Origin of the sequence: Streptomyces sp. MA5143a, assembly GCF_900290235.1 — a bacterium.
Classification (GTDB): Bacteria; Actinomycetota; Actinomycetes; order Streptomycetales; family Streptomycetaceae; genus Streptomyces.
The window spans coordinates 131,975-155,823 of sequence record NZ_OLMK01000001.1; the positions used below are offsets into that span (position 1 = coordinate 131,975).

Sequence of the window (23,849 nt, forward strand, 5' to 3'; positions counted from 1 at the left end):
CCGGGATCCCGCCCGTCCGCGCCGGGTGGCAGGATCGACCCATGCCACACGCGCACGACGCCACCCCCTACGACGCCCTGCTCCTGCTTTCGTTCGGCGGCCCGGAGGGCCCGGACGACGTGATCCCCTTCCTGGAGAACGTGACGCGGGGGCGCGGCATCCCCAAGGAACGTCTCAAGGAAGTCGGCGAGCACTACTTCCGCTTCGGTGGGGTCAGCCCCATCAACGACCAGAACCGCGCCCTCCTCGACGCCCTCCGCAAGGACTTCGCCGGGCACGGCCTGGACCTGCCGATCTACTGGGGCAACCGCAACTGGGCGCCCTACCTCACCGACACCCTGCGCGAGATGGTCGCCGACGGCCGCCGTCGCGTCCTGGTCCTCGCCACCAGCGCGTACGCCTCGTACTCGGGCTGCCGCCAGTACCGCGAGAACCTCGCCGACTCGCTCGCCGCCCTGGAGGCCGAGGGCCTGGAGCTGCCGAGGATCGACAAGATCCGGCACTACTTCAACCACCCGGGCTTCCTGGAGCCCATGATCGACGGGGTGATCGAGTCCCTCGCCGACCTCCCCGAGGACGTCCGCGAAGGCGCGCACATCGCCTTCTGCACACACTCCATCCCGAACGCGTCGGCGGACACCTCCGGCCCGGTCGAGGGGCACGGCGAGGGCGGCGCCTACGTCGAGGAGCACCTGGACGTCTCCCGGCTCGTCGTGGAGGCCGTGCGCGAGCGGACCGGCGTGGAACACCCCTGGCAGCTCGTCTACCAGTCGCGTTCGGGGGCGCCCCACATCCCGTGGCTGGAGCCCGACATCTGCGACCACCTGGAGGAGCTGAGCGGTTCCGGCGCCCCGGCCGTCGTGATGGCGCCCATCGGGTTCGTCTCGGACCACATGGAGGTCCTGTACGACCTCGACACCGAGGCGATGGCCAAGGGCGAGGAGCTGGGACTGCCGGTGCGCCGCTCGGCCACCGTGGGCGCCGACCCGCGCTTCGCCGCCGCGATCCGCGACCTGGTCCTGGAGCGCGCCGCCGTCGAGCGGGGCCAGGACGTGACGCCCTGCGCCCTCGGCGCCCTCGGCGCGAGCCACCAGCTCTGCCCGGTCGGCTGCTGCCCGGCCCGCGCCCCGAAGCCCGCCGCCGCGGGCGCCGACAGCCCGTACGCGTGAGGAGCACCGTGAACGACCAGCCGAACCACCCGGACGGGCTCAAGGCCGAACTGCTGGAGATCGCCCTGGAGGCGGCCCACCGCGCGGGCGCCTTCCTCCACGACGGCCGGCCCGAGGACCTCGGGGTGGCCGCCACCAAGTCCAGCGCGGTCGACGTCGTCACCGAGATGGACATCGCCTCCGAGAAGCTGATCACCGGCCTGCTGGCCGAGCGCAGGCCGCACGACGGCGTGCTGGGCGAGGAGGGTGCCAGCGTCGAGGGCACCAGCGGTGTCCAGTGGGTGATCGACCCGATCGACGGCACCGTCAACTACCTGTACGGCCTGCCGAGCTGGGCCGTGTCCATAGCGGCCCGCGTGGACGGCGAGACCGTCGTCGGCGTGGTCCACGCCCCCGTGCGCGGCGAGACCTACCGCGCGGTCCTCGGCGAGGGCGCGTACGTGAACGACCGCCCCGCGCGCGTGCGGCCCGCACCCGCCCCGGCACTGGCCCTGGTCGGCACGGGCTTCGGCTACCGCGCCGAGCGCCGGGCCAGGCAGGCCGACGTGCTGCGCGAGCTGATCCCCGAGGTCCGCGACATCCGCCGCGGCGGCTCGGCCGCGATCGACCTGTGCGACGTGGCCCTGGGCCGTCTGGACGCGTACTACGAGCGCGGCCTGAACGCCTGGGACTACGCGGCGGGCGACCTCATCGCCCGGGAGGCGGGCGCCCTGACAGGTGGTCGCCCCGGACAGCCCCTCTCGCCCGACCTGACCATCGCCGCCCCACCCGGCCTCTTCGAGGCCCTCCAGGCCCGACTGGAGGAGCTCGGCGCCTGGCACGACTGAGCGGGCCGACGGCGGCACGCGAACGAGCACACACAAGAGCGGGACCCCAGGCCGGCTGCCTGGGGTCCCGCTGTCGTTCGCGTGGGCCGGATCAGACGCTGAACGCGCCGACCTCCACACCGTGGTCGGCGGCGAGGCGGTGCAGGTCGTCGAGCTCGGCCTGCTCCACTTCGACGAGGAAGTCGTCGCCCTCGTCACGAGCCCTGGTCAGGTCGGACTCGGTCGCCCTTATGCGCTGCAGAAGTCCTGCGGTGAATGCGTCCATGCTGCGCCCCCTCGTCCTGGTCGTGGGTCGATGGCACGGGGGTGTGCCGGTTCGGAAGGGACGATCACGCTTCTTTGTGGATGCCCAGCGCCACCCGTGCCGGGCGGCGTCGGTGCCGGACACCCACGCCCGCTCTGCGGAAAGCGGATCGCCCTGTACCGCATGGTGGTGCGGCACAAGCAGAGCGTGATCGCGGGGTGTAAAGCCTGTCCTCCCCACGCCTTCTTCCGCGGAAACCTCAAGCGCCACGGAATCTTTCTCCGGCCGAGGGCAAGGGCGGAAACAGTCCCGCGCATGACAAGGGGCCGACAACTGTCGGCCCCTTGTCATGCGCCCGGATCAGCGTGGAGCGCTAGTCGCTGCAGACATGACCTGAGGGGCAGCTACCCTTGATGGGGTAGGTCTTCCAGTCCGACTTCCGGATGAGCTTGTTGCCCTCGCGGACCTCGGCTCGGATCGTGATGTACCCCTTTTCGCGCAGGTTGTAGTTGCACCTGGCCCACTTGCCCTTGCCCTTGGTGTTCACACATTCGTCGGACCGGCCGTAGTCCGTGTACCAGACGGCGACGGCGCGGTGGCCGTCCTCCGAAGAGTCCAGGATCTCGACGTAGTCCCCGTCCGAGACGAAACACGCCGCGGCGCCAGTGGTCTCCGGTCCCACACAGATGGTGCCGGTGGCGTTCGCGACGGGCGCCGCGGTGGTTCCCAGCCCCGCGATGGCCACGGCTGCGGTGACTATGGCCTTGAGTGCGTGCCTGCGCACGGTTCCCCCTCGATGATCATTTCATGTGGTCGTTTTGGAAGCTACCAGTCTTTGATCATCGGCAGCCCAACTTACAACCGGTTTACGGGCGAGAACGGCAGGATGGGGGACCACAGCAATAAAAACAGGCCAGCGTGTGCCTTCCCGTTCGCTGGCACCCCCTAGGAAGGACAGTCGACGTGCGCGTACTCGTCGTCGAGGACGAGCAGTTGCTCGCAGATGCAGTGGCCACGGGACTTCGCCGGGAGGCCATGGCCGTCGACGTCGTCTACGACGGTGCGGCCGCCCTGGAGCGCATCGGCGTCAACGACTACGACGTGGTCGTCCTCGACCGCGACCTCCCGCTTGTCCACGGCGACGACGTCTGCCGCAAGCTCGTCGAGCTGGGCCTGCCCACACGCGTGCTGATGCTCACCGCGTCCGGCGACGTCAGCGACCGCGTCGAGGGCCTGGAGATCGGCGCCGACGACTATCTGCCCAAGCCGTTCGCCTTCAGCGAGCTCATCGCGCGCGTGCGGGCCCTCGGGCGGCGTACGAGCGTTCCCCTGCCGCCGGTCCTGGAGCGCGCCGGGATCAAGCTCGACCCCAACCGCCGCGAGGTCTTCCGCGACGGCAAGGAGGTCCAGCTCGCGCCCAAGGAGTTCGCCGTCCTGGAGGTGCTGATGCGCAGTGAGGGCGCCGTCGTCTCCGCGGAGCAGCTCCTGGAGAAGGCCTGGGACGAGAACACCGACCCGTTCACCAACGTCGTCCGCGTCACCGTCATGACGCTGCGGCGCAAGCTCGGAGAGCCACCGGTGATCGTCACCGTGCCCGGCTCCGGCTACCGGATCTGATCGCCATGGCCACCACCCCGGCACCCCCCGCAGCTCCCCCCAAGCCCACCTGGGACCCCCAGCGGCCGCAGGCCCCGTTCCCGTGGCTGCGCCCGACCATCCGCATACGGCTCACGCTGCTGTACGGCGGCATGTTCCTGATCGCCGGCATCCTGTTGCTGTCGATCATCTATCTGCTGGCCGCGCAGGCGATCAACACCGGCAACCAGCCGCTGTTCAAGATCGTGGGCGGCAAGTACATCAGCGTGTCCAGCGAGCAGTGCCCCGCCGTCGACGCCGACTCGACGGTCAACGTCCCGCTCAGCGACTTCAACGCCGCGATCGCCAACTGCATCGACGACCAGCGCGCGGCCGCCCTGGACGCCTTCCTCAGCCGCTCACTGCTGGCGCTGCTGGGGCTCGCCGTGATCGCGTTCGCCTTCGGCTACGCGATGGCGGGCCGGGTCCTCGCGCCGCTCGGCCGCATCACCCGCACCGCGCGCGCGGTGGCCGGGTCGGACCTCTCCCGCCGTATCGAGCTGGACGGGCCGGACGACGAGCTGAAGGAGCTCGCGGACACCTTCGACGACATGCTGGAGCGGCTCCAACGGGCCTTCACGGCCCAGCAGCGCTTCGTCGGCAACGCCTCGCACGAGCTGCGCACCCCCCTCGCGATCAACCGCACGCTGCTGGAGGTGCACCTCTCCGATCCGAACGCGCCCGCGGAGCTGCAACAGCTGGGCAAGACCCTGCTGGCCACCAACGAGCGCAGCGAGCAGCTCGTCGAGGGGCTGCTGCTGCTCGCCCGCAGCGACAACCAGATCGTCGAGCGCAAGCCCGTGGACCTCGCCGAGGTGGCCTCCCAGGCCGTCGACCAGGTGCACGCCGAGGCGGACGCCAAGAAGGTGGAGATCCGCGGCGAGCGGGCCCCCGCGGTCGTCCAGGGCAACGGCGTCCTGCTGGAGCGGATCGCGCTGAACCTCGTCCAGAACGCCGTCCGGTACAACGTGCCGGGGCCGGGCGGCTGGGTCGAGGTGACGACGGAGCTCCAGCAGGGCCAGGCGGTCCTCGTGGTCACGAACACCGGCCCCGTGGTGCCGGCGTACGAGATCGACAACATCTTCGAACCGTTCCGGCGACTGCGGACGGAGCGCACGGGAAGCGACAAGGGCGTGGGCCTCGGCCTGTCGATCGTCCGGTCCGTGGCCCGCGCGCACGGCGGCCACATCGCCGCCCAGCCACGGGAAGGGGGCGGGCTGGTGATGCGCGTGACCCTGCCCGTCTGAGAAAATGTGCCGGCTTCCGGGACATGTTCGCTTCACGCGGAATTTCCCGGAGGGCCCATGGGTTCTGATCAGAACAGTCGCGCACGACGAATGTGTGATCGATCACATGGGCGAATATTCAGCCATCTACTGAGCGTGATCATGTGCCTGTCGGAACGCCGGGAACATCCGGGTTTTCAGGCATTGAGATCACGGGAAGTACATGCTGAGGCGCCTTTGTAATGCAGCCTGAGGACCGTGTACGGTCCCGTTCGCCATCCAAGCCGATCACTCTTGAGGGGTCCGGTTGGGTGTCGATTGAGTAACAGACCTTGATGTGAGGCAAAATCTCCGCCTCAGGTCGGGCACAAGTCCGGCCTCTCACGCGTTACGTGCGCTGGAGACACCACAGACACCCAGAGGGGGAGAGCGACATGGCAACGGATTACGACACCCCGCGCAAGACCGACGACGACGTCGATTCGGACAGCCTGGAAGAACTCAAGGCGCGCCGGAACGACAAGTCGACCTCCTCGGTGGACGTCGACGAGTTCGAGGCCGCCGAGGGCCTGGAACTGCCGGGCGCCGACCTTTCGAACGAGGAACTGGCCGTCCGCGTCCTGCCCAAGCAGCAGGACGAGTTCACCTGCATGAGCTGCTTCCTCGTGCATCACCGCAGCCAGCTGGCCCGCGAGAAGAACGGTCAGCCGATCTGCCGCGACTGCGACTGAGGCAGGGTCGGCCGTGACTGGCTCGACCCCTCCTTGGAAGCGCCGCTTCCGCAAGGGGGCGGACCATGGGCCGTACAGCGGCTCTGACGGCGTGCGTGACGACGAGCGGGGCTCCTCCGATCCCGGAGCGGCCTCGCTCGAACGTACGTCGGGCACGGCGTCGGGGGGCGCCACGGATGAGCAGGGGCGCCTGCCCGTACCGGTGGACACTCCCGCGCCGGTCGCCAGAAGGCGCGCGGCGGTCGTCCGGGCGAGCCTGAGACAGGGCCTGAGCGTCGGGGCCCGCAAGAGCGGTGACCGCGCCCGGGCAGGGCTCGCGTACCTCACCGACCGGATCATCGACATGGCCCCGAGGATCCCCGTACGGGACCTCGCGACCCTGCGCGCCCAGTTCCCGGGCCTCGGGCCCGAGCAGCTCGCCGACAAGCTCGTGGCGGGCGCCGCGAACGCGTCCTCCACCGTGGGCGCCGGGGTCGGGGCCGCCGCCATGCTGCCGACGCCGCCGGCCATGCCCGCGGAGCTGGCCGCCGAGATCACCGGCGTCGCCGCCATCGAGCTGAAACTCATCGCCGAGCTGCACGAGGTGTACGGGGTACGACCGCCCGGCACCCTCCGGCAGCGCAGCACCGCCTACCTCGACTCCTGGTCCGGCGAGCGCGGGATCGATGTGACCAGGCCCATGACGATCGACGCGGCGCTCGGCGGACAGCTGAAGCGGCAGCTGCGCCAGCAGATCATGAAGCGCATGGTGCGCAATCTGCCGAACCTCATGCCGTTCCTGGTCGGGGCCGCCGTCGGCGCCGTCATGAACCGCCGGGACACCAGGCACCTCGCCCAGCGCGTCCGCAAGGACCTGCGGCGGACCCAGGTGCCCTGGGAGGCGCTGCCGGACCTCCCGGCGCTGGAGAAGCCGACGGACCCCGTGGCGGTGGCCGAGCCGCCGCAGGACCCCGAAGAGGACTGACCACGGCCCTTCGCGTCGAGGTGTGGCAACCCACCGACCCCGGAACAGGTCCGCGAACACGTCAGCCCCGGCGACTGTCGCCGACCGTAAGAATCAGGCGAGAAATCGGACGAGAAATCTGCGGCGGCGGGGAAGCCTGCGCCGCGGCTACGCCGCCGCCCTGGCCGCCTCCAGGGCGGCGATCAGCCGCTGCGGCTGCCGGGTCGACAGATACAGGTACGGCGTCGGGTCGGCCGGGTCCGTGACCGGGATGCGCAGGGCGCCCGGGATGTAGGCGCGCAGCAGCATGAACGCCCGGGTGTCGGCCTTGTGCGTGCGCCAGGCCCGCGCCTCCTCGGCGTCGAGGACCTCCGGCTCACCGAGCGCGCTCACCGGGATCTTCGCCTCTCCCGCGATCAGGGCGTCCCCGACCACGCGGATGCGGACCGAGCCGTAGGAGCTGGCCACGACCGCCGCCGCGGCGGTGCCGCCCGCCAGGCCGCCGAGGAGCGGCAGGGTGCCGAAGGGGAGCAGGATCAGGGCCATGGAGACGCCGACCAGGAGGCACACCAGCCACCACGAACGGGGCGCGGTGAGGCGTTCTTCGTACGGCGAGGCGGAGAGCTGCATGGCGTCAAGCTTGGCACGGGGAGCGCCGCCCCCCGGAAATGGGGGCACCCGAGGGGAAACCCTGTCCGCCGGGACGATGGCCGGAGGCTGACGGACGGGTAAGGTCTGCGGCTGTGAGAGGTACTTCCGCGGCCCTGCAGCCCCCGGCGGACGCCACGGCGCCCGTCCGGCACCCCGAGGCGCCCGCCCCGGGCGAGCTGCTGGGCGCGCACTACGGGCAGTGTTTCGGCTGCGGCGACGAGCAGCCCCACGGGCTGCATCTTCAGGCCCGGGCCGGCGAGGGGGTCTCCCTCACCGCCGAGTTCACGGTCAAGGCCGCCCACCAGGGCGCGCCCGGCCTGGCGCACGGCGGGGTCCTGGCCACTGCCCTGGACGAGACGCTCGGCTCCCTCACCTGGCTGCTGCGCACCATCGCGGTGACCGGGCGGCTGGAGACCGACTTCGTACGGCCCGTGCCCGTCGGCGCCGTACTGCACCTCCAGGCGGAGGTGACGGCCGTGGCCGGACGGAAGATCTACGCGAGCGCCACCGGGCGCGTGGGCGGCCCCGACGGCCCGCTCGCCGTCCGCGCCGACGCGCTCTTCGTCGAGGTGAAGGTCGACCACTTCATCGACAACGGCCGTCAGGAGGAGATCCAGGCGGCCATGAACGACCCGGACCAGGTCCGGCGGGCCCGCGCCTTCGAGGTGAACCCGTGAGCGGCGGACGTACCCCCGTCGACGTGCTGATCCGGCGCGTGGACCCGGACGTTCCGCTGCCGGAGTACGCGCACCCCGGTGACGCGGGCGCCGATCTGCGCACCACGGAGAGCCGTGAACTGAAGCCGGGCGAACGGGCCGTCCTGCCCACGGGAGTGTCCATCGCGCTCCCGGAGGGGTACGCGGCCTTCGTGCACCCTCGATCCGGTCTCGCCGCCCGCTGCGGTGTCGCCCTGGTGAATGCCCCAGGGACGGTTGATGCCGGGTACCGTGGGGAGATCAAGGTCATTGTGGTGAACCTCGACCCGCGGGAGGCCGTGGTGTTCGAGCGCTTCGACCGGATTGCCCAACTGGTCGTCCAGCAGGTCGAGAAGGTGCGCTTCCAGGAGGTGGCGGAGCTTCCCGACTCGGCGCGGGCCGAGGGGGGCTTCGGGTCCACCGGCGGTCATGCCGCCGTGGGCGGCACAACGGGTGGGAATCGATACGCTTCGGTCGTATCCGACCGGGAAGGACAGTGACGTGTTCGGACGTCGCAAGAAGAAGGGCTCCGCTGAGGACGCGGCGGACGCGGCGAGCGAGGCCGAGCAGGTCGTCGACGCAGTCGGCACTGAGACGGACGAGGTCGAGCGGGAGCGGGTGCGGCTGGAGCCGGAGCCGCGGCCCGACGGACCCTGGGACAGCTCCGAGGTCTCCAACCCCGGCGAGGGCCGGGTCGACCTCGGCGGTCTCTTCGTGCCGGGGGTCGAGGGCATGGAGCTGCGGGTCGAGGTCGCGGGCGACGCGATCGTCGCGGCCACCGTCGTCCTGCGCGACAGCGCGGTCCAGTTGCAGGCCTTCGCCGCGCCCAAGCGCGAGGGCATCTGGGGCGAGGTCCGCGAGGAGATCGCCACCGGCATCACCCAGCAGGGCGGTGTCATCGACGAGGTCGAGGGCCCGCTGGGCTGGGAGCTGCGGGCCCAGGTGCCCGTGCAGCTGCCGGACGGCACAGGTGGCTTCCAGGTCGTCCGTTTCGTGGGCGTGGACGGGCCGCGCTGGTTCCTGCGCGGTGTGATCTCCGGCCGGGGCGCGGTCGAGCCGCAGACCGCCGGGCTGCTGGAGCAGATCTTCCGGGACACCGTCATCGTCCGCGGTGACGGCCCCATGGCCCCGCGCGACCCGATCGTCCTGAAGCTCCCGAACGACGCGCAGATGGTGCCGGAAGGCGTCCAGCAGGAGGAGCAGAGCGGCTCCCGCTTCTCCGGCGGCATGGGCCAGCTGCAGCGGGGCCCGGAGATCACCGAGGTCCGCTGACCCACCGCACAGGCGCACGGGCCGTACTCCCTCGGGGTGCGGCCCTTCGTCGTACCGGGAACGCGGAACGGGGGTCCGCAGGGCCCTGGCGAACAGAGGTGGCTCATACGGGGGTGCGGCTCTGTCGGCGCTCCCCGGTAGGCTTTTTGCCATGAGTGCTGTTCCTCGTTCAGAGAAGCCGGCGGGCCGGTTCCGGCGCATGCTCGACCGGCTGTCCTCGTCCCAGGAGGACCTGGAGAGCGAGGAGCTGCGGGAGGACACGGACACCGCGGGCTGTACGCGGATCTGTGACTGCCACGACCGCCAGATCGTGACGGTTACTGGTACCTTGCGCACGGTCACGCTGCGCCCGCGGGCCGGTGTGCCGGCCCTGGAGGCCGAGCTGTTCGACGGTTCGGCCGCCCTGGACGTGGTGTGGCTCGGCAGGCGCTCCATCGTCGGGATAGAGCCGGGGCGCAAGCTGATCGCATCCGGTCGGGTCTCGATGAGCCGGGGCCGTAGGGTGCTCTTCAACCCGAAGTACGAACTCAGACCGCTCGGACGGGAGTAGCCGGTGACGTCGCTCGACAAGCCGACGGAGGACGCCGCCCGCGGCGCCCAGGACACGACCGGTGTCCAGGACGACCCCCAGGACTCCAGGGCGGTGACCGAGGCCGCGCTGTTCGAGGCGTTCGGCGGCGTGCGGGGCATGGTCGAGACCGTGCTGCCCGGCCTCCTCTTCGTCACCATCTACACGATCAACAAGGACCTGCACTCGTCGGCCCTCGCGGCCCTCGGTGTCTCCCTGCTGCTGGTCGTGGTGCGGCTGGTCAGGAAGGACACCGTGAAGCACGCCTTCAGCGGTGTCTTCGGCGTCGCCTTCGGCGTGGTCTTCGCGATGATGACCGGCAAGGCGAAGGACTTCTACCTGCCGGGCATGCTCTACACGCTCGGCATGGGCCTCACGTACATCATCACCACGCTCGCGGGCGTGCCGCTGATGGGGCTGATGCTCGGGCCGGTGTTCAAGGAGAACCTCTCCTGGCGGACCCGCAACCCCGGCCGCAAGAAGGCGTACGCGAAGGCGAGCTACGCCTGGGGTGCGATCCTGCTCGGCAAGTGCGCCATCCTCTTCCCGCTGTACTGGTGGGCCGACACCGAGCAGCTCGGCTGGGTGCTCGTCGCGCTGAAGATCCCGCCGTTCCTGCTGGCCGTCTGGCTGACCTGGGTGTTCCTGGCCAAGGCGCCGGCGCCGATCGACGTGTTCGCGGAGATGGAGGCGGCCGAGCAGGCCGAGAAGGAGCGCAAGGCCGCCGAGCGGGCTGCCCACACGGTCGACTGAACCACGCAACGAGCCACCGGCGGCCGATCCTCGGCCGAAGGCACCGCCCGACCGAACCACACGCGAAGGGGCGCCCGGAGACCTCCGGGCGCCCCTTCGCCGTGTCCGGCGGGTCAGCTCGTCGCGTCCTCGCGGCGGACCGACAGCAGATCCTCCAGCTGCTCCTCGCGGGCCTGGGCGGCGACGAAGAGGAGCTCGTCGCCGGCTTCGAGGGAGTCCTCCCGGGTCGGGGTGAGGACCCGGGTGCCGCGGATGATCGTCACCAGGGACGTGTCCTCCGGCCACTCGACCTCGCCCACCTGCGTGCCGGCCAGCGCCGACTCCGGCGGGAGGGTCAACTCGACCAGGTTGGCGTCACCGTGGCTGAAGCGGAGCAGACGCACCAGGTCACCGACGCTCACCGCCTCCTCGACCAGGGCCGACATCAGCCGGGGCGTCGACACGGCGACGTCCACGCCCCACGACTCGTTGAACAGCCACTCGTTCTTCGGGTTGTTGACGCGGGCGACCACACGCGGGACGCCGTACTCCGTCTTCGCCAGCAACGAGACGACCAGATTGACCTTGTCGTCGCCCGTCGCGGCGATCACCACGTTGCAGCGCTGCAGCGCGGCCTCGTCCAGCGAGGTGATCTCGCAGGCGTCGGCCAGCAGCCACTCCGCCATGGGGACACGCTCGACCGAGATGGCGGTCGGCGCCTTGTCGATGAGCAGGATCTCGTGGCCGTTCTCCAGCAGTTCGCCCGCGATCGAGCGGCCCACCGCACCGGCTCCGGCAATGGCGACCCTCATCAGTGACCGCCCTCCTCGTCGGGGCCCTCGGCGAAGGAGGCCTCGACCTTCTCGACGTCGTCCGTACGCATCATCACGTGCACCAGGTCGCCCTCCTGCAGCACCGTCTGCGAGGTGGGCAGGATGGCCTCACCCAGGCGGGTGAGGAACGCGACGCGGACGCCCGTCTCCTCCTGCATCTTGCTGATCTTGTGGCCCACCCAGGCCGAGGAGGCGTGCACCTCGGCGAGCTGGACGCCCCCGGTGGGGTCGCGCCACAACGGTTCGGACCCGGCGGGCAGCAGCCGGCGCAGCATCTGGTCGGCCGTCCAGCGGACCGTGGCGACCGTGGGGATGCCCAGACGCTGGTAGACCTCGGCGCGGCGGGGGTCGTAGATCCTCGCCGCCACGTTCTCGATGCCGAACATCTCGCGGGCGACGCGGGCGGCGATGATGTTCGAGTTGTCGCCGCTGGAGACGGCCGCGAACGCGCCCGCCTCCTCGATGCCCGCCTCACGCAGGGTGTCGCGGTCGAAGCCGACACCGGTGACACGGCGGCCACCGAATCCCGAGCCCAGACGACGGAAGGCAGTGGGGTCCTGGTCGATCACGGCGACCGTGTGCCCCTGTTGCTCCAGGGTCTGGGCGAGGGTCGACCCCACTCGCCCGCAGCCCATGATGACGATGTGCACGACCGTCCTTCCGGTGTCAATAGCTGGTGTTCAGCCGAAACGGCAAAAACAGGGTCTCAGACCGTGGCCCAAGCTACACACGCGCGGTCCGCCAAGGGCACCCCCGTGCAGCACCCGTCAGGTGGGCGAGCGCCGACGGCTGATCCGGCGGACGCTGATCATCGTCAGGACACCGAGGCCGACGAGGGACACGAGTGCGCCGATCAGCTCCGCGGTCGACGCCTGCATGGGGCCTCCAGAGATGGGGGACGGGATTCGTCATATAGACATCAGGACGCCCCCATTAGGCCTGAGGATGCGTCACGTGACGCACCTCGCAGGGACGCCCGGGGAGATTTCACCCAGGGGCCCGCCGGGATTTCACCCGGATGTGCCCAGAACCAGCCGGGGCGCTTACGATCCTCTGCGTGTCCAAACTGACCGACCTGCCCAAACGGATTCTGATCGGGCGCGCTCTGCGCAGCGACCGGCTCGGCGAAACGCTCCTGCCGAAGCGGATCGCACTCCCCGTCTTCGCCTCCGACCCGCTCTCGTCCGTGGCGTACGCACCCGGCGAGGTCCTGCTGGTCCTCTCCATCACGGGCGTGTCGGCCTACCACTTCAGCCCCTGGATCGCCGTCGCCGTCGTCGTGCTGATGTTCACCGTGGTGGCGTCCTACCGGCAGAACGTGCACGCCTATCCGAGCGGCGGCGGCGACTACGAGGTGGCGAACACCAACCTCGGTCCCAAGGCCGGTCTCACCGTCGCCAGCGCCCTGCTCGTCGACTACGTCCTCACCGTCGCGGTGTCGATCTCCTCCGGCGTGGAGAACCTCGGCTCGGCCATCCCCTTCTTCGTCGAGCACAAGGTGCTGTGCGCGGTCGGCATCATCGTGCTGCTCACGCTGATGAACCTGCGCGGGGTGAAGGAGTCCGGCAAGCTGTTCGCGATCCCGACGTACGTCTTCGTCGTCGGAGTGTTCGCGATGATCGCCTGGGGTGCCTTCCGCGGGCTGGTCCTCGACGAGACGATGCGGGCACCCACCTCGGACCTGGAGATCAAGCCCGAGCACGAGGGGCTCGCCGGTTTCGCGCTGGTCTTCCTGCTGCTGCGCGCCTTCTCCTCCGGCTGCGCCGCGCTGACCGGCGTGGAGGCCATCTCCAACGGCGTCCCCGCCTTCCGCAAGCCCAAGTCGAAGAACGCGGCGACCACCCTCGCCGCGATGGGCCTGCTGGCCGTCACCATGTTCTGCGGCATCATCGGCCTCGCCATGGCCACCAACGTGCGGATGGCCGAGAACCCGGCGGTCGACCTCGTGCGCGACGGCACCCCGGTCGGCGAGTCCTATGTCCAGAACCCGGTGATCTCGCAGGTCGCGGCCGCCGTCTTCGGCGACGGAACGTTCTTCTTCATCGTGCTGGCCGCCGCCACCGCCCTGGTCCTCTTCCTGGCCGCCAACACCGCGTACAACGGCTTCCCGCTCCTCGGCTCGATCCTCGCGCAGGACCGCTACCTGCCGCGCCAGCTGCACACCCGCGGCGACCGCCTCGCCTTCTCCAACGGCATCGTGCTCCTCGCGGGCGCCGCCGTCCTCCTGGTGTGGATCTACGGCGCCGACTCCACGCGCCTGATCCAGCTGTACATCGTCGGTGTGTTCGTCTCCTTCACGCTGAGCCAGACGGGCATGGTCCGGCACTGGAACCGCCATCTGCGCACCGAGAAGGACCAGGCCAAGCGGCGCCACATGGTCCGCTCGCGGGCCATCAACGCCTTCGGCGCCTTCTTCACCGGGCTCGTCCTGATCGTCGTCCTCGTCACCAAGTTCACGCACGGCGCCTGGGTGGCCCTGCTCGGCATGGTGATCTTCTACGCGACGATGACCGCGATCCGTAAGCACTACGACCGGGTCGCCGCCGAGATCGCCGCCCCCGACGGCCCCAGCGACGACGTCGTACGGCCGTCCCGGGTCCACTCCGTGGTGCTGATCTCCAAGATCCACCGCCCGACCCTGCGCGCCCTCGCCTACGCCAAGCTGCTGCGCTCGCACACCCTGGAGGCGCTCAGCGTCAACGTCGACCCGGCCGAGACCAAGGCGCTCCAGGAGGAGTGGAACCGGCGCGGCATCGACGTACCGCTGAAGGTCCTCGACTCGCCGTACCGGGAGGTCACCCGGCCGGTCATCGAGTACGTCAAGGGCCTGCGCAAGGAGTCCCCGCGCGACGCGGTGTCGGTGATCATCCCCGAGTACGTGGTCGGTCACTGGTACGAGCATCTGCTGCACAACCAGAGCGCGCTCCGGCTCAAGGGGCGCCTGCTGTTCACGCCGGGTGTCATGGTGACCTCCGTGCCGTACCAGCTGGAGTCCTCCGAGGTCGCCAAGCGGCGCGAACGCAAGCGGCAGGAGTGGAACGCGCCGGGTTCGGTACGGCGTGGTCCGGCGCACGAGCGGTCCAAGACCCCGGCGAAGGAGTCCTCGGCCAACCAGAGCTGAGTCACCGGTCACCCGGAGCGGCGCCTCGCGAGGGCGGGGCGCCGCTCCTGTGGTCGGCGGCCGGACGGCACCCACGTAGACTGGTGGGCTGTTGTCCGGCCGTTGTCGCTTCCCTCTCTCCTGGAGTCACCCCGCCATGCAGGCAGAACCGAAGAAATCGCTGGTGGGGGAGGAGTACGAGGTCGAGGTCGGCCCCGTCGCCCATGGTGGTCACTGCATCGCCCGTACGGCGGAGGGTCAGGTCCTCTTCGTCCGGCACACGCTGCCCGGTGAGCGGGTCGTGGCCCGGGTGACCGAGGGCGAGGAGGGCGCGCGCTTCCTGCGGGCCGACGCCGTCGAGGTGCTCGACGCGGCCAAGGACCGCATCGAGGCGCCCTGCCCCTACGCCGGCCCCGGCCGCTGCGGTGGCTGCGACTGGCAGCATGTGAAGCCGGGCGCGCAGCGCCGCTTCAAGGGCGAGGTCCTCGCCGAGCAGCTGCGGCGGCTCGCGGGTCTCACGCCCGAGGAGGCGGGCTGGGACGGCACCGTGATGCCGACCGAGGGCGACAAGGTCCCGGCGGGCGAGGTCCCGGCGTGGCGCACGCGCGTGCAGTACGCGGTGGACGCCTCGGGGCACGCGGGTCTGCGCCGCCACCGCTCCCACGAGGTCGAGCCGATCGACCACTGCATGATCGCGGCGCCGGGTGTGAGCGAGCTGGGCATCGAGAAGCGGGACTGGTCCGGCATGGAGTCGGTCGACGCGATCGCGGCGACGGGTTCACAGGACCGCCAGGTGATCCTCACGCCGAAGCCGGGGGCGCGGCTGCCGATCGTGGAGCTGGACAAGCCGGTGTCGGTGATGCGGGTCGGGGAGAAGGACCGGGGTGTGCACCGCGTCCACGGGCGCCCCTTCGTCCGCGAGCGCGCCGACGACCGCACGTACCGGGTCGGCAGCGGTGGTTTCTGGCAGGTCCACCCCAAGGCCGCGGACACCCTCGTGAAGGCCGTCATGCAGGGCCTGCTGCCCCGCAAGGGCGACACCGCGCTCGACCTCTACTGCGGGGTCGGGCTGTTCGCGGGCGCCCTCGCCGACCGGGTCGGTGAGAAGGGAGCCGTCCTCGGCATCGAGTCCGGCAAGCGGGCGGTCGAGGACGCGCGGCACAACCTCGCGGAGTTCGACCGCGTACGGATCGAGCTGGGCAAGGTCGAGGCGGTGCTGCCGCGCACCGGGATCACCGAGGTCGACCTGGTCGTCCTCGACCCGCCCCGCGCGGGCGCGGGCCGCAAGACGGTGGAGCACCTGTCGACGTTGGGCGCGCGTCGTATCGCGTACGTCGCCTGCGATCCCGCTGCGCTGGCCCGCGACCTGGGGTACTTCCGCGAGGGGGGTTACCGGGTGCGGATGCTGAGGGCGTTCGATCTGTTTCCGATGACGCATCATCTGGAGTGCGTGGCAATTCTGGAGCCCGCAACAAAGAGTCTCTGAGCTGCGGGTTCTCTCATTCCTCGGCTGACCGGGTGTGTGCTCGACCTGTTTCCCGAAGTCCATGACGTGGGGCGTCTCCATGGCTCGTGAAGGCCGTCCGACCTGGCATGTCTGGGGCCGCTGCAGGATCGGCGGGGATCGTCTTGCCGTCCCTCGGCCCGGCGACGCCAACGATCTCGACGCTCAGATGACGCTCGCTCTGATGAGGCGCAGGACAGCGGAGGCTGCTGGACGAAACCGGGCTCACCGCGCCAGTGGATCGGGACCGGCCTGCCAGGGGCGGCACAGCGCGAGGAAGCATCCGGCCGCGGCCACGGCGAGGCCGAGCACCGACATCGCCATGGGGAGGGCGGTGGACTGCCCCCCCGAGACCGGCGAGGGCGGGGGCGAGGGCGCCCATGAGGAACTGGGTGGTGCCCAGTAGCGCGGAGGCACTGCCCGCCGCGTGCGGGGCGCGCTGCAGGGACAGGGCTGTGGTGGTGGGAAGGATCATGCCGACCGGACAAGCGGTGAAGAAGAGCGCGACCGCGATCCATGGCAGACCCACGTGCGTGGCGGTGACCAGGAGCACCAGGGCCACGCCCGCGGCGGCGAGCACGGCCAGGCCGGTGGCCAGCACCCGGTGCGAGGGGAAGCGGCCGAGCAGGAGTTTGCCGTTGAGCTGCCCGGTGGCGACCATGCCGAGCGAGTTGAGGCCGAAGAGCAGGCTGTACGTCTGTGGGGAGGCGCCGTAGACCTCCTGGAGAGTGAAGGAGGAGCCGGCGATGTATGCGAACAGGGCGGCGAAGCCGAGGCCGCCGGTGAGCAGGTAACCGGTGAAGGAGCGGTCGCCCACCAGCTCGCGCATGGTGCGCAGGGTCGCCGGGAGTCCGCCGTGTCGCCGTGCCGGACGTGGCAGGGTCTCGGGCAGCACAGTGGCGGTGGCCGCGAGGATGGCCAGCCCCAGGAGCGTGAGGGTGACGAACACGCCGCGCCATGAGGTCAGCCGCAGCAACTGGGCGCCCAGTACAGGGGCGAGGATCGGCGCGGTGCCGGAGACCAGCATCAGCGAGGACAGCAGCCGGGCGGCGGCGAGTCCGTCGTACAGGTCACGCACGACCGCCCGGGCGATGACGATGCCGGCGGCCCCCGCCAGGCCCTGGACCAGACGCATGCCGATGAGCACCGCAGGATCCGGGGCGAAGGCGCACAGGGCGCCGGTCACCACGTACACCGACAGGCCCACGATCAGCGGCCGACGCCGGCCGAGGGTGTCGCTGAGAGGGCCGATGGCCAGTTGCCCCAGGGCGATCCCGACCATGAAGGCGGTCAGGGTGAGCTGAGTGACGGCCTGTGAGACGTGCAGGTCCGTGCCGACCTGCGGGAGAGCCGGCAGGTACAGGTCGATGGTGAGGGGGCCGAGTGCGGTCAGGGAGCCCAGGACCAGGACGAGGGAGAGGTGGCGGCGGCCTCGAGCCGTGCGTCGCTCCGTGGCGTCTGCCGGGGCGCCGGTCTGCGGAATTGCGTCCATCTCTGTTCCAGACTGCGTCGGTCGGCGACCGTGAGCGGCAGGGAACCCTGCCGCTCACGGTCGCCACGAAGGGGTGGCCGGTACGGCCGTGTCAGCGGTCGAGGCGGGCGACGAGCAGGTTGGGGTCCTCGTTCGTGAGGTACGCGGCGCTGGGGACGTACACCTTGTTGCCGTGGACCGCAACGGAGGTCGGGGTCTGCAGACCGTCGGCGGCCGTGAGCACTGTGACGTGGGTGCCGTCGGGGCGGACGAGGTCGACCTGGTTGTCGTCGCGGGCGGCGAGGAGGGTGTCGCCGTGGCCGGTGAAGGCGAAGTCGTCGATGAAGGGCATGCCCGTTGCACGGACCTCGATGGTGCCCGCGGCGCCGTGCGTGGTGAACGGGATGCGCAGGACGGTGCCCTTGTCGAGGTTGGTGGCCCAGACGGCTCCGTTGTGGAGCTTCAGACCGTTGGCGCCGGCGAAGGTGCTGGGTTCGAGCGCCTCGCCGCGGGCCCAGACGGTGGCCTCGCCGCCGCGTGCGGGCAGGCGGTAGATGACGCCGTGGACGGAGTCGGTGACGTAGAGCCTCTGGGTGTGCTGGTCGAGGGCGAGGCCGTTGGGCAGTCCGTCGGCGGGCAGGGCGGCGATCCGGTGCGGGCGGCCGCCGGGGCGGATGGCCCAGACGCCGGTGAGGTCGGCGGTGCCGGTGGCGTAGGTGACGTAGAGGGTGCCGTCGTCGGCGCGGGCGATGCCGCCGACGAAAGCCTTGCCCAGGTTGGGGGTGCTGGCCTTGTCGGGTGCGGGGAGCGTGGCCAGCGCCTGCGCGTGTCCGTCGGGGGCGATGCGGACGATCTGCCGGGCGAAGGAGAAGGTCAGGTACGCGGATCCGGTGCGGTCGACGGTGATGTTCTCGGGCTGCTGCGAGGCCGCGAGGCTGAAGTGGTCCGCGATGTGCGGCTTGGAGAGCGGCTCGGTCGCCGCCGTGGCGGTCGCCGCGGAGGTCAGCAGGACCGCTGTGGCGGCGAGCGTGGTGACGGTGGCGCGGACGTGCATGGGGTGGTTCTCCTGGTGTGGGTCGGGCACTGCCGGTCCGTGGGAGGGGGCGGGCCCGACAGTGTGTGGGGGGGATGGGTTCAGGGAGCGACGATCTTGATCGTGCTGGCCCAGCCGTGGCCGCCTTCGCGGATCTGGAGCGCCATGTGGAGCAGTTGGAAGCCCTCCAGTTGGCGGGCGTGCTTGAGCGCGCCGACGTCGACCGGGTTCAGTTCGCCGGAGGTGACCAGGTCGGCGACTTCCTTGCGGGCGGCCTGGTCGTCACCGGCGACGAAGACGTCCAGCGGGGTTCCGCCCACCTGACCGGAGATCAGGGTGGTGGCGAACGTCGTGTTGAACGCCTTGACCACCCGCACCTGTGGTCCCGCGGCCTCGGCGATCTGCTCGGCGGCCGAGGTGCGGGGCGGGACGACCAGCGCGTCGAGCGAGGCGTCGACGGGGTTGCTGATATCGATCAGCACTTTGCCGCCGAGGCGTGGCCCGTAGGAGGCGGCGAGCTGCCTGGCCGCGTCGAAGGGCACCGCCAGGACCACGATGTCCGCCTGGTCCACGGCCGACTCGTCGGCGGCGCCCACCTGCCCGGCGCCGTCTGCCTGTGCGCGTAGTTCGTCCACGAGTCGTACGGCCTTGCCGGGGTCCTTGGCGGTGATGGTGACCGTGTGGCCACCGGCCAGGGCCCTGGTGGCGATGCCGCGGGCCATGTTCCCGGCGCCGATGATGGTGATCTTCATGGGTTTCCTTCTCTCTGCTGCGATGCCGTACCGCTATCGGGCTTGCACGCGCACGACGTCGAACGGCAGCGTGGGGTCGGCGATCTGGAACGGGAAGGTTGCCGCCGGGGATCAGCTGTGCCGGGCGGTGGAGGCGGCGGGGCACGGTGCCGCCGGAGGTCGCGAGGGCCGGGGTGGCGCCGTCCCGCAAGAGGAGGTCGGCCGCCGCGACAGCCGTGTCACGGGAGCCGCGCAGACGTACGGGAGACAATGGCGGATCTCTCGGGAGGAGCGTGTGCCGGCAGGGAGCTGAGGAACGAACGGACGTCAGCCGGCGGCGGGGAAGAGTGAGCGGTTGGCGAGGTCGATGATGAACGGGCCGACGTGGTCGGGGTACTTGTCGACGATCGCCTTCTTGTAGGCGTCGCCGTCGTCGCCGAGCAGTTCGCGGGCGTCGGCCAGGTAGCGGCGGATGTCCTCGTAGACCTCGGGCCCGGTGGGGACGCCGTGACCGGCGAGGATCGTGTCGTAGCCGCTCTCAGAGGCCAGTGCGTCCACGGCCTGCTGCCAGCCGGTGATGTCGTTGTTGCCCAGGTAGAGGTGGACGTCGTGGTAGACGAGGTCCTGGGCGATCAGAACTCCCTGTTCCGGCAGCTTGATCAGGAGTTCGTCGGCCGCCTGGCCGCCGGAGACGGCCTCGAACACGAAGGTGACGCCGTCGATGACCTCGGTGCCCGGGACGAGGGCAACGTCTGGGGTGAAGTCGGTGAGGGGGATGACCTGTCCGGTCGGCAGCCGGCTGTCGCCCCGGGCGACAATCTGCTCGCTCACCCGAGCCAGAGCGTGGACGGGGACGCCGAAGTGGGAGGCGCCGTTGTAGTGGTCCGGGTGGGCGTGGGTGACGAGGAGGCGGTCGATCGGCTTGCCGAGTCCCTTGGCGTAGGCGACGGCCTCGTCCGCGTAGGCGGGCAGCAGCTGGGCGTCGATCGCGATGATCCGGGCCGGGGTCTCGATCAGCTGGGTGGTGGTGTGAAAGGTGTCGGCGGGAGACATGTAGCTGTGGATGCGGACCGTGCCCTTGTCCAGGACGGTGACCGAGCCGTTCATAGGGGCCCTACCTTTCTGTTCGGGTTGATCGGGCCATTCGTAGGGTTGGGTCACCCCAGGGGCCCGGGGTATGGCTGGCATAGGGGAGCCGTCTGATGGCTCAAGGAGCTTGGCCGCCGCGGGCCTTGCGACGACTCGACCGCTAACGCGACTGGATCGCTGTGTAGGGCCACGTCGGCGAGGTCGTCTGCGGGATCGATGTGTGACGACGAGCTGGCGGAGGTGACCGTGCCCCAGATCTGGGCCGGCGTGGACATCGGCAAGGAACAGCACCACTGCGTGGTGATCGACTTCGAAGGCGCCCGGCTGCTGTCCCGTCGCGTGCAGAACGATGAGACCGCGCTGCTGGACCTGATCCGCGATGTGCTGGACCTGTCCCAGGACGTGCTGTGGGCCGTGGACATGAACCATGGCGGTGCCGCCCTGCTGATCGGGCTGCTGGTCAGCCACGGTCAGCCCATGGCATACATCACCGGCCTGGCGGTCCACCGCGCCTCCGGCACCTACCGCGGGGAGGGAAAGACCGACGCGAAGGACGCCTTCGTCATCGCCGACCAGGCCCGCATGCGCCGGGACCTCGGCCTGCTGCGGCCAGGCGATGAGATAGCCGTCGACCTGCGCACCCTTACCACCCGTCGCACCGATCTGGTCTGCGACCGCACCCGGCAGATCAACCGGCTGCGCAGCCAACTGCTGGAGATTTTCCCGGCGTTGGAACGAGTCCTGGATCTGACCAACAAGGGACCGGTGCTGCTGCTGACCGGATACCAGACCCCCGCGGCGATCCGCCGGTCCGGTGCCAGGCGCATCGAGACCTGGCTGAAGAACCGCAAAGCGCACGGAGCGGCCGCGCTGGCGAAGGCGGCCGTCGACGCGGCCGAATCGCAGCACACGGCACTGCCGGGCGAGAAGCTCGCCGCCACCATGCTCGTCCGGCTCGCAAAGGGGGTGAAGGCACTCGATGAGGAGATCGCCGAACTCGACGCACTCATCGAGGCCCGGTTTCGCGAGCACCCCCACGCAGAGGTGATCCGCAGCCTGCCCGGCATGGGAGCCAGGCTGGGCGCCGAGTTCATCGCCGCCACCGGCGGTGACTAGGACGCTTTCGGCAGCGCGGACCGGCTTGCCGGCTACGCCGGGCTGGCTCCGGCTCCACGGGACTCCGGACGCATCAGCGGCAACCTGCGCAGGCCCCGCCGCTACCACCGCGGCCTGCTCAGGTCCTTCTACCTGTCCTCGCTGGCCAGCCTGAAGAGCTGCCCGGCCTCGAAGGCGTACTACCAACGAAAGCGCGCCGAAGGGAAGGGCCACAAGCAGGCGTTGCTGGCGCTCGCCCGCCGCCGTGTCAACGTTCTCTGGGCCATGATCCGCGACGGAGCGTGCTACCAAGCCACACCGCCGGTCACGGCTGCGGCTTGACATCGTCATTGGGAAGCTCCTTGCGGTGGAGGCGGCCTCGTGCCGCCTTGACGTCCTCCACTGTTGTCGCATCGCCCCAGGCAGGCGAGATACGCTGAGGACGCGGCATGGTAAATCGAGGACATCTGGAGATGGTGATGCGTCCCGCAGACCTCGGAGGCGGCGATCCCGCTTCGCAAGGCGCCATCCTCCGACTGTGGGTCCGGCCGGGGCAGGTGCAGCGTTTCGTCCGGCCCGGCACGGCGAACGGCGCCCACCTCCTCTTCACGCCGGCCTTCCCGCCGCACGCCAGCAGCGCCGACCGGCTGGTGACGGAGTGGTACGGACCGGCCTGTCGGCACCTGGGAGCCAGCCCCGAGTACGCCGTACTGTCGACCCTGTTCGGTCAGATGCGGGCCGAGTACGACCGTCCCGCGCAGACCGTGTCGGCGGAGATCCTCCAGCTTCTGCCGGCGACCGTGCTGCTGCAGATCGACCGCCTGCCCCACGCCGAGGACGGTGGCGACCCGTACGCGGGCGGCGAGGTCAACGCCGCTTCCGCGCCGAGCCGGAGCGCGGTTACACCACCACCCGCCGCGCGGCCGACTACGCCCACCGCCTGGGGTACAGCGTCAAGACACTGACGCGTGCCTGCCTGGCCGCCACCGGACAGCCCGTGAAGCATGTCATCGACGCCCGGGTCGCCTTGGAGGCCCAACGGCTGCTCGCCCACACCGACGAACCGGTGGCGACGATCGCACGACGTCTCGGCTTCGTCGAACCCACCAACTTCGGCAAGTTCTTCACCCGGCACAGCGGCATGACTCCGGGCGCGTTTCGCCAGGCCCATCAGGGCGCGTAGGCACCTCACCGCTCACGAAAAGACAAGGGGACGGTCATGTGCAGTTCCTCTTTCCGCCCGGTTCCAGTCAAGGCGAAACGCTCGCACTCGGTGGCGGCGCGCTGCCCTCGCGCAGCCGGGATAGGCTGCTGAGCAGCCGCGGTGGAACCAGATCGCGTGGAGATCGTCATGCGGGTCGAAGAGTCGGTGGCCATGCACGTCCCGCAGCGGGAACCGATTCCCCGGCTCCCTTTCCGTCCGCCGCGGGAGCGGGTGCCGGGCTTCGAGATCGTCGAGCTGGCCGTTCTGCACCGGCGCCGGGCCCGTCGGGATCCGGGCGGGGTGCACCGCATCGACTTTCACACGCTTTCCCTGATCACGGAGGGCGACGGGGATCACGCGGTCGACTTCGTGACCTACCCATGCCGTCCAGGCACGCTGCTGTGGGTGCGGCCGGGGCAGGTGCAGCGTTACGTCCGTCCGGGCAGCACGAACGGCCTGCACCTGCTGTTCACCCCGTCGTTCCTGCCACTCGGCAACACCGCCGACCGTCTGCTCAACGAGTGGCGCGGCCCCGTGTGCAGGCAACTCGGCACGAGCTCCGACTACGCCGTCCTGGCGACGCTGGTCACCCAGATCCGCGCGGAGTACGACCGCTGCGACCAGTCGGTGTCACCGGAGATGCTTCGTCATCTGCTCGCCGCCGTGCTGCTGCACATCGACCGGCTGTCGTGCACCGACGAGGAGGGTGATGCGCAGGCAGGCGGGGAGGTGTACGCCCGCTTCCGCGCCGAGCTGGAGCGTTCCTACGCCACCACCCGGCGGGCCGCCGACTATGCCGACCGTCTGGGTTACACCGTCAGGACTCTCAGCCGTGCCTGCATGGCCGCTACCGGGCAGCCGGTCAAGCGAGTCATCGACGAGCGCGTCGCTCTGGAAGCGCGGCGGCTGCTCGCCCACACGGACGAGCCGGTGGCGACGATCGCGCGGCACCTCGGCTTTCCGGAATCCACCAACTTCGGAAAGTTCTTCACCCGGCACACGGGCACCGCCCCGGGTGCTTTCCGTGAGCCATTCCAGTCCGACGGCCCACACCCCATGGTGGGTCGCTGATCGTCGCTGATAGTCGCTGTCTTCG

Annotated in this window: 22 protein-coding genes and 3 pseudogenes; 16 read left to right on the top strand and 9 right to left on the bottom strand. The window is 70.3% G+C overall.

Going from position 1 to position 23,849, the window contains the following annotated elements; translation table 11 throughout:
• The first annotated feature begins 41 nt into the window (after nucleotides 1-41).
• Together SMA5143A_RS00515 and SMA5143A_RS00520 are read left to right on the top strand one after the other, a co-directional pair.
• The gene (locus SMA5143A_RS00515; protein WP_107460820.1) at nucleotides 42-1,169 is read left to right on the top strand and encodes a ferrochelatase; all 1,128 of its coding nucleotides are present in this window, start codon (nucleotides 42-44) and stop codon (nucleotides 1,167-1,169) included.
• Between the two features lie 8 nt (nucleotides 1,170-1,177).
• Complete coding sequence (locus tag SMA5143A_RS00520) at nucleotides 1,178-1,996, top strand: inositol monophosphatase family protein (RefSeq protein ID WP_107460821.1); 819 nt, start codon at nucleotides 1,178-1,180, stop codon at nucleotides 1,994-1,996.
• Between the two features lie 91 nt (nucleotides 1,997-2,087).
• Here SMA5143A_RS00520 and SMA5143A_RS42835 read toward each other — a convergent pair whose 3' ends face one another.
• Both SMA5143A_RS42835 and SMA5143A_RS00525 read right to left on the bottom strand, forming a co-directional pair.
• Nucleotides 2,088-2,261, bottom strand: coding sequence for a hypothetical protein (locus SMA5143A_RS42835; RefSeq protein ID WP_167738856.1), 174 nt, complete (start codon nucleotides 2,259-2,261; stop codon nucleotides 2,088-2,090).
• A gap of 352 nt (nucleotides 2,262-2,613) precedes the next feature.
• Nucleotides 2,614-3,024: a hypothetical protein gene (locus SMA5143A_RS00525; RefSeq protein WP_107460822.1), complete on the bottom strand. Its 411-nt coding sequence runs from the start codon at nucleotides 3,022-3,024 to the stop codon at nucleotides 2,614-2,616.
• A gap of 179 nt (nucleotides 3,025-3,203) precedes the next feature.
• On the opposite strand from SMA5143A_RS00525, the gene SMA5143A_RS00530 reads away from it, so the two are divergent.
• From SMA5143A_RS00530 to SMA5143A_RS00545, 4 genes are all read left to right on the top strand, one after another.
• Entirely contained in the window at nucleotides 3,204-3,857 is a 654-nt protein-coding gene (locus SMA5143A_RS00530; protein ID WP_009340866.1) for a response regulator transcription factor, read from the top strand.
• A gap of 5 nt (nucleotides 3,858-3,862) precedes the next feature.
• Entirely contained in the window at nucleotides 3,863-5,122 is a 1,260-nt protein-coding gene (locus SMA5143A_RS00535) for a sensor histidine kinase (protein WP_107460823.1), read from the top strand.
• Between the two features lie 413 nt (nucleotides 5,123-5,535).
• Nucleotides 5,536-5,832, top strand: a complete 297-nt coding sequence (locus SMA5143A_RS00540; protein WP_003997302.1) for a DUF4193 domain-containing protein — start codon at nucleotides 5,536-5,538, stop codon at nucleotides 5,830-5,832.
• A gap of 13 nt (nucleotides 5,833-5,845) precedes the next feature.
• Nucleotides 5,846-6,796 (top strand): hypothetical protein, encoded by a 951-nt coding sequence (locus SMA5143A_RS00545; RefSeq protein WP_181361658.1) that lies wholly within the window; start codon nucleotides 5,846-5,848, stop codon nucleotides 6,794-6,796.
• A 147-nt stretch (nucleotides 6,797-6,943) separates the two neighbouring features.
• Here SMA5143A_RS00545 and SMA5143A_RS00550 read toward each other — a convergent pair whose 3' ends face one another.
• Nucleotides 6,944-7,405: a DUF3093 domain-containing protein gene (locus SMA5143A_RS00550; protein ID WP_107460825.1), complete on the bottom strand. Its 462-nt coding sequence runs from the start codon at nucleotides 7,403-7,405 to the stop codon at nucleotides 6,944-6,946.
• A gap of 113 nt (nucleotides 7,406-7,518) precedes the next feature.
• On the opposite strand from SMA5143A_RS00550, the gene SMA5143A_RS00555 reads away from it, so the two are divergent.
• The 5 genes from SMA5143A_RS00555 to SMA5143A_RS00575 all read left to right on the top strand — a co-directional run bounded on the left by SMA5143A_RS00555 (nucleotide 7,519) and on the right by SMA5143A_RS00575 (nucleotide 10,714).
• Nucleotides 7,519-8,103, top strand: a complete 585-nt coding sequence (locus SMA5143A_RS00555) for a PaaI family thioesterase (RefSeq protein ID WP_055538643.1) — start codon at nucleotides 7,519-7,521, stop codon at nucleotides 8,101-8,103.
• Nucleotides 8,100-8,621: a dUTP diphosphatase gene (gene dut / locus SMA5143A_RS00560; protein WP_055712359.1), complete on the top strand. Its 522-nt coding sequence runs from the start codon at nucleotides 8,100-8,102 to the stop codon at nucleotides 8,619-8,621. The genes SMA5143A_RS00555 and dut overlap by 4 nt, the downstream gene beginning before the upstream one ends.
• A 1-nt stretch (nucleotide 8,622) precedes the next feature.
• Nucleotides 8,623-9,393: a DUF3710 domain-containing protein gene (locus SMA5143A_RS00565; protein ID WP_107460826.1), complete on the top strand. Its 771-nt coding sequence runs from the start codon at nucleotides 8,623-8,625 to the stop codon at nucleotides 9,391-9,393.
• 151 nt (nucleotides 9,394-9,544) lie between these two features.
• Nucleotides 9,545-9,943 carry an OB-fold nucleic acid binding domain-containing protein gene (locus SMA5143A_RS00570; RefSeq protein ID WP_079049391.1) on the top strand — a complete coding sequence of 133 codons (399 nt, stop codon included), beginning with the start codon at nucleotides 9,545-9,547 and terminating at the stop codon, nucleotides 9,941-9,943.
• A gap of 3 nt (nucleotides 9,944-9,946) precedes the next feature.
• Nucleotides 9,947-10,714: a DUF3159 domain-containing protein gene (locus SMA5143A_RS00575; RefSeq protein ID WP_107460827.1), complete on the top strand. Its 768-nt coding sequence runs from the start codon at nucleotides 9,947-9,949 to the stop codon at nucleotides 10,712-10,714.
• 113 nt (nucleotides 10,715-10,827) lie between these two features.
• On the opposite strand, the gene SMA5143A_RS00580 is transcribed toward SMA5143A_RS00575, so the two are convergent.
• On the bottom strand, nucleotides 10,828-11,505 hold the full coding sequence (locus SMA5143A_RS00580) for a potassium channel family protein (protein WP_055520746.1): 678 nt from the start codon (nucleotides 11,503-11,505) through the stop codon (nucleotides 10,828-10,830).
• Nucleotides 11,505-12,176 carry a potassium channel family protein gene (locus SMA5143A_RS00585; protein ID WP_055520747.1) on the bottom strand — a complete coding sequence of 224 codons (672 nt, stop codon included), beginning with the start codon at nucleotides 12,174-12,176 and terminating at the stop codon, nucleotides 11,505-11,507. The genes SMA5143A_RS00580 and SMA5143A_RS00585 overlap by 1 nt, the downstream gene beginning before the upstream one ends.
• A 407-nt stretch (nucleotides 12,177-12,583) precedes the next feature.
• Between SMA5143A_RS00585 and SMA5143A_RS00590 the strand changes: the two genes are divergently transcribed.
• Together SMA5143A_RS00590 and SMA5143A_RS00595 are read left to right on the top strand one after the other, a co-directional pair.
• Nucleotides 12,584-14,647 (top strand): APC family permease, encoded by a 2,064-nt coding sequence (locus SMA5143A_RS00590; RefSeq protein WP_107460828.1) that lies wholly within the window; start codon nucleotides 12,584-12,586, stop codon nucleotides 14,645-14,647.
• A 136-nt stretch (nucleotides 14,648-14,783) separates the two neighbouring features.
• Nucleotides 14,784-16,112: a class I SAM-dependent RNA methyltransferase gene (locus SMA5143A_RS00595; protein ID WP_107460829.1), complete on the top strand. Its 1,329-nt coding sequence runs from the start codon at nucleotides 14,784-14,786 to the stop codon at nucleotides 16,110-16,112.
• A gap of 243 nt (nucleotides 16,113-16,355) precedes the next feature.
• Here SMA5143A_RS00595 and SMA5143A_RS00600 read toward each other — a convergent pair.
• From SMA5143A_RS00600 to SMA5143A_RS00620, 4 genes and pseudogenes are all read right to left on the bottom strand, one after another.
• Nucleotides 16,356-17,622: pseudogene (locus tag SMA5143A_RS00600) on the bottom strand (multidrug effflux MFS transporter).
• Between the two features lie 91 nt (nucleotides 17,623-17,713).
• A complete protein-coding gene (locus SMA5143A_RS00605) occupies nucleotides 17,714-18,655 on the bottom strand; it encodes an SMP-30/gluconolactonase/LRE family protein (protein ID WP_107460830.1) in 942 nt (313 codons plus the stop codon).
• A gap of 80 nt (nucleotides 18,656-18,735) precedes the next feature.
• Entirely contained in the window at nucleotides 18,736-19,386 is a 651-nt protein-coding gene (locus SMA5143A_RS00610; protein ID WP_107460831.1) for an NADPH-dependent F420 reductase, read from the bottom strand.
• Nucleotides 19,387-19,692: 306 nt separating this feature from the next.
• On the bottom strand, nucleotides 19,693-20,472 hold the full coding sequence (locus SMA5143A_RS00620; protein ID WP_107460833.1) for an MBL fold metallo-hydrolase: 780 nt from the start codon (nucleotides 20,470-20,472) through the stop codon (nucleotides 19,693-19,695).
• A gap of 198 nt (nucleotides 20,473-20,670) precedes the next feature.
• On the opposite strand from SMA5143A_RS00620, the pseudogene SMA5143A_RS00625 reads away from it, so the two are divergent.
• The 3 genes and pseudogenes from SMA5143A_RS00625 (at nucleotide 20,671) to SMA5143A_RS00635 (ending at nucleotide 23,824) form a co-directional block, all read left to right on the top strand.
• Nucleotides 20,671-21,891, top strand: a pseudogene (locus SMA5143A_RS00625) (IS110 family transposase).
• A 194-nt stretch (nucleotides 21,892-22,085) separates the two neighbouring features.
• Nucleotides 22,086-22,732: pseudogene (locus tag SMA5143A_RS00630) on the top strand (helix-turn-helix transcriptional regulator); the annotation flags it as partial.
• Nucleotides 22,733-22,900: 168 nt separating this feature from the next.
• Nucleotides 22,901-23,824: a helix-turn-helix domain-containing protein gene (locus tag SMA5143A_RS00635; protein WP_258193193.1), complete on the top strand. Its 924-nt coding sequence runs from the start codon at nucleotides 22,901-22,903 to the stop codon at nucleotides 23,822-23,824.
• The last annotated feature ends 25 nt before the right edge of the window (nucleotides 23,825-23,849 follow it).

Excerpts from the sequence above, each read along its gene's own strand:
- SMA5143A_RS00515 (WP_107460820.1), top strand. The coding sequence starts at position 42 with ATGCCACACGCGCACGACGCCACCCCCTACGACGCCCTGCTCCTGCTT.
- SMA5143A_RS42835 (WP_167738856.1), bottom strand. The coding sequence starts at position 2,261 with ATGGACGCATTCACCGCAGGACTTCTGCAGCGCATAAGGGCGACCGAG.
- SMA5143A_RS00535 (WP_107460823.1), top strand. The coding sequence starts at position 3,863 with ATGGCCACCACCCCGGCACCCCCCGCAGCTCCCCCCAAGCCCACCTGG.
- SMA5143A_RS00540 (WP_003997302.1), top strand. The coding sequence starts at position 5,536 with ATGGCAACGGATTACGACACCCCGCGCAAGACCGACGACGACGTCGAT.
- SMA5143A_RS00550 (WP_107460825.1), bottom strand. The coding sequence starts at position 7,405 with ATGCAGCTCTCCGCCTCGCCGTACGAAGAACGCCTCACCGCGCCCCGT.
- SMA5143A_RS00570 (WP_079049391.1), top strand. The coding sequence starts at position 9,545 with ATGAGTGCTGTTCCTCGTTCAGAGAAGCCGGCGGGCCGGTTCCGGCGC.
- SMA5143A_RS00580 (WP_055520746.1), bottom strand. The coding sequence starts at position 11,505 with ATGAGGGTCGCCATTGCCGGAGCCGGTGCGGTGGGCCGCTCGATCGCG.
- SMA5143A_RS00595 (WP_107460829.1), top strand. The coding sequence starts at position 14,784 with ATGCAGGCAGAACCGAAGAAATCGCTGGTGGGGGAGGAGTACGAGGTC.
- SMA5143A_RS00605 (WP_107460830.1), bottom strand. The coding sequence starts at position 18,655 with ATGCACGTCCGCGCCACCGTCACCACGCTCGCCGCCACAGCGGTCCTG.
- SMA5143A_RS00610 (WP_107460831.1), bottom strand. The coding sequence starts at position 19,386 with ATGAAGATCACCATCATCGGCGCCGGGAACATGGCCCGCGGCATCGCC.
- SMA5143A_RS00620 (WP_107460833.1), bottom strand. The coding sequence starts at position 20,472 with ATGAACGGCTCGGTCACCGTCCTGGACAAGGGCACGGTCCGCATCCAC.
- SMA5143A_RS00635 (WP_258193193.1), top strand. The coding sequence starts at position 22,901 with ATGCGGGTCGAAGAGTCGGTGGCCATGCACGTCCCGCAGCGGGAACCG.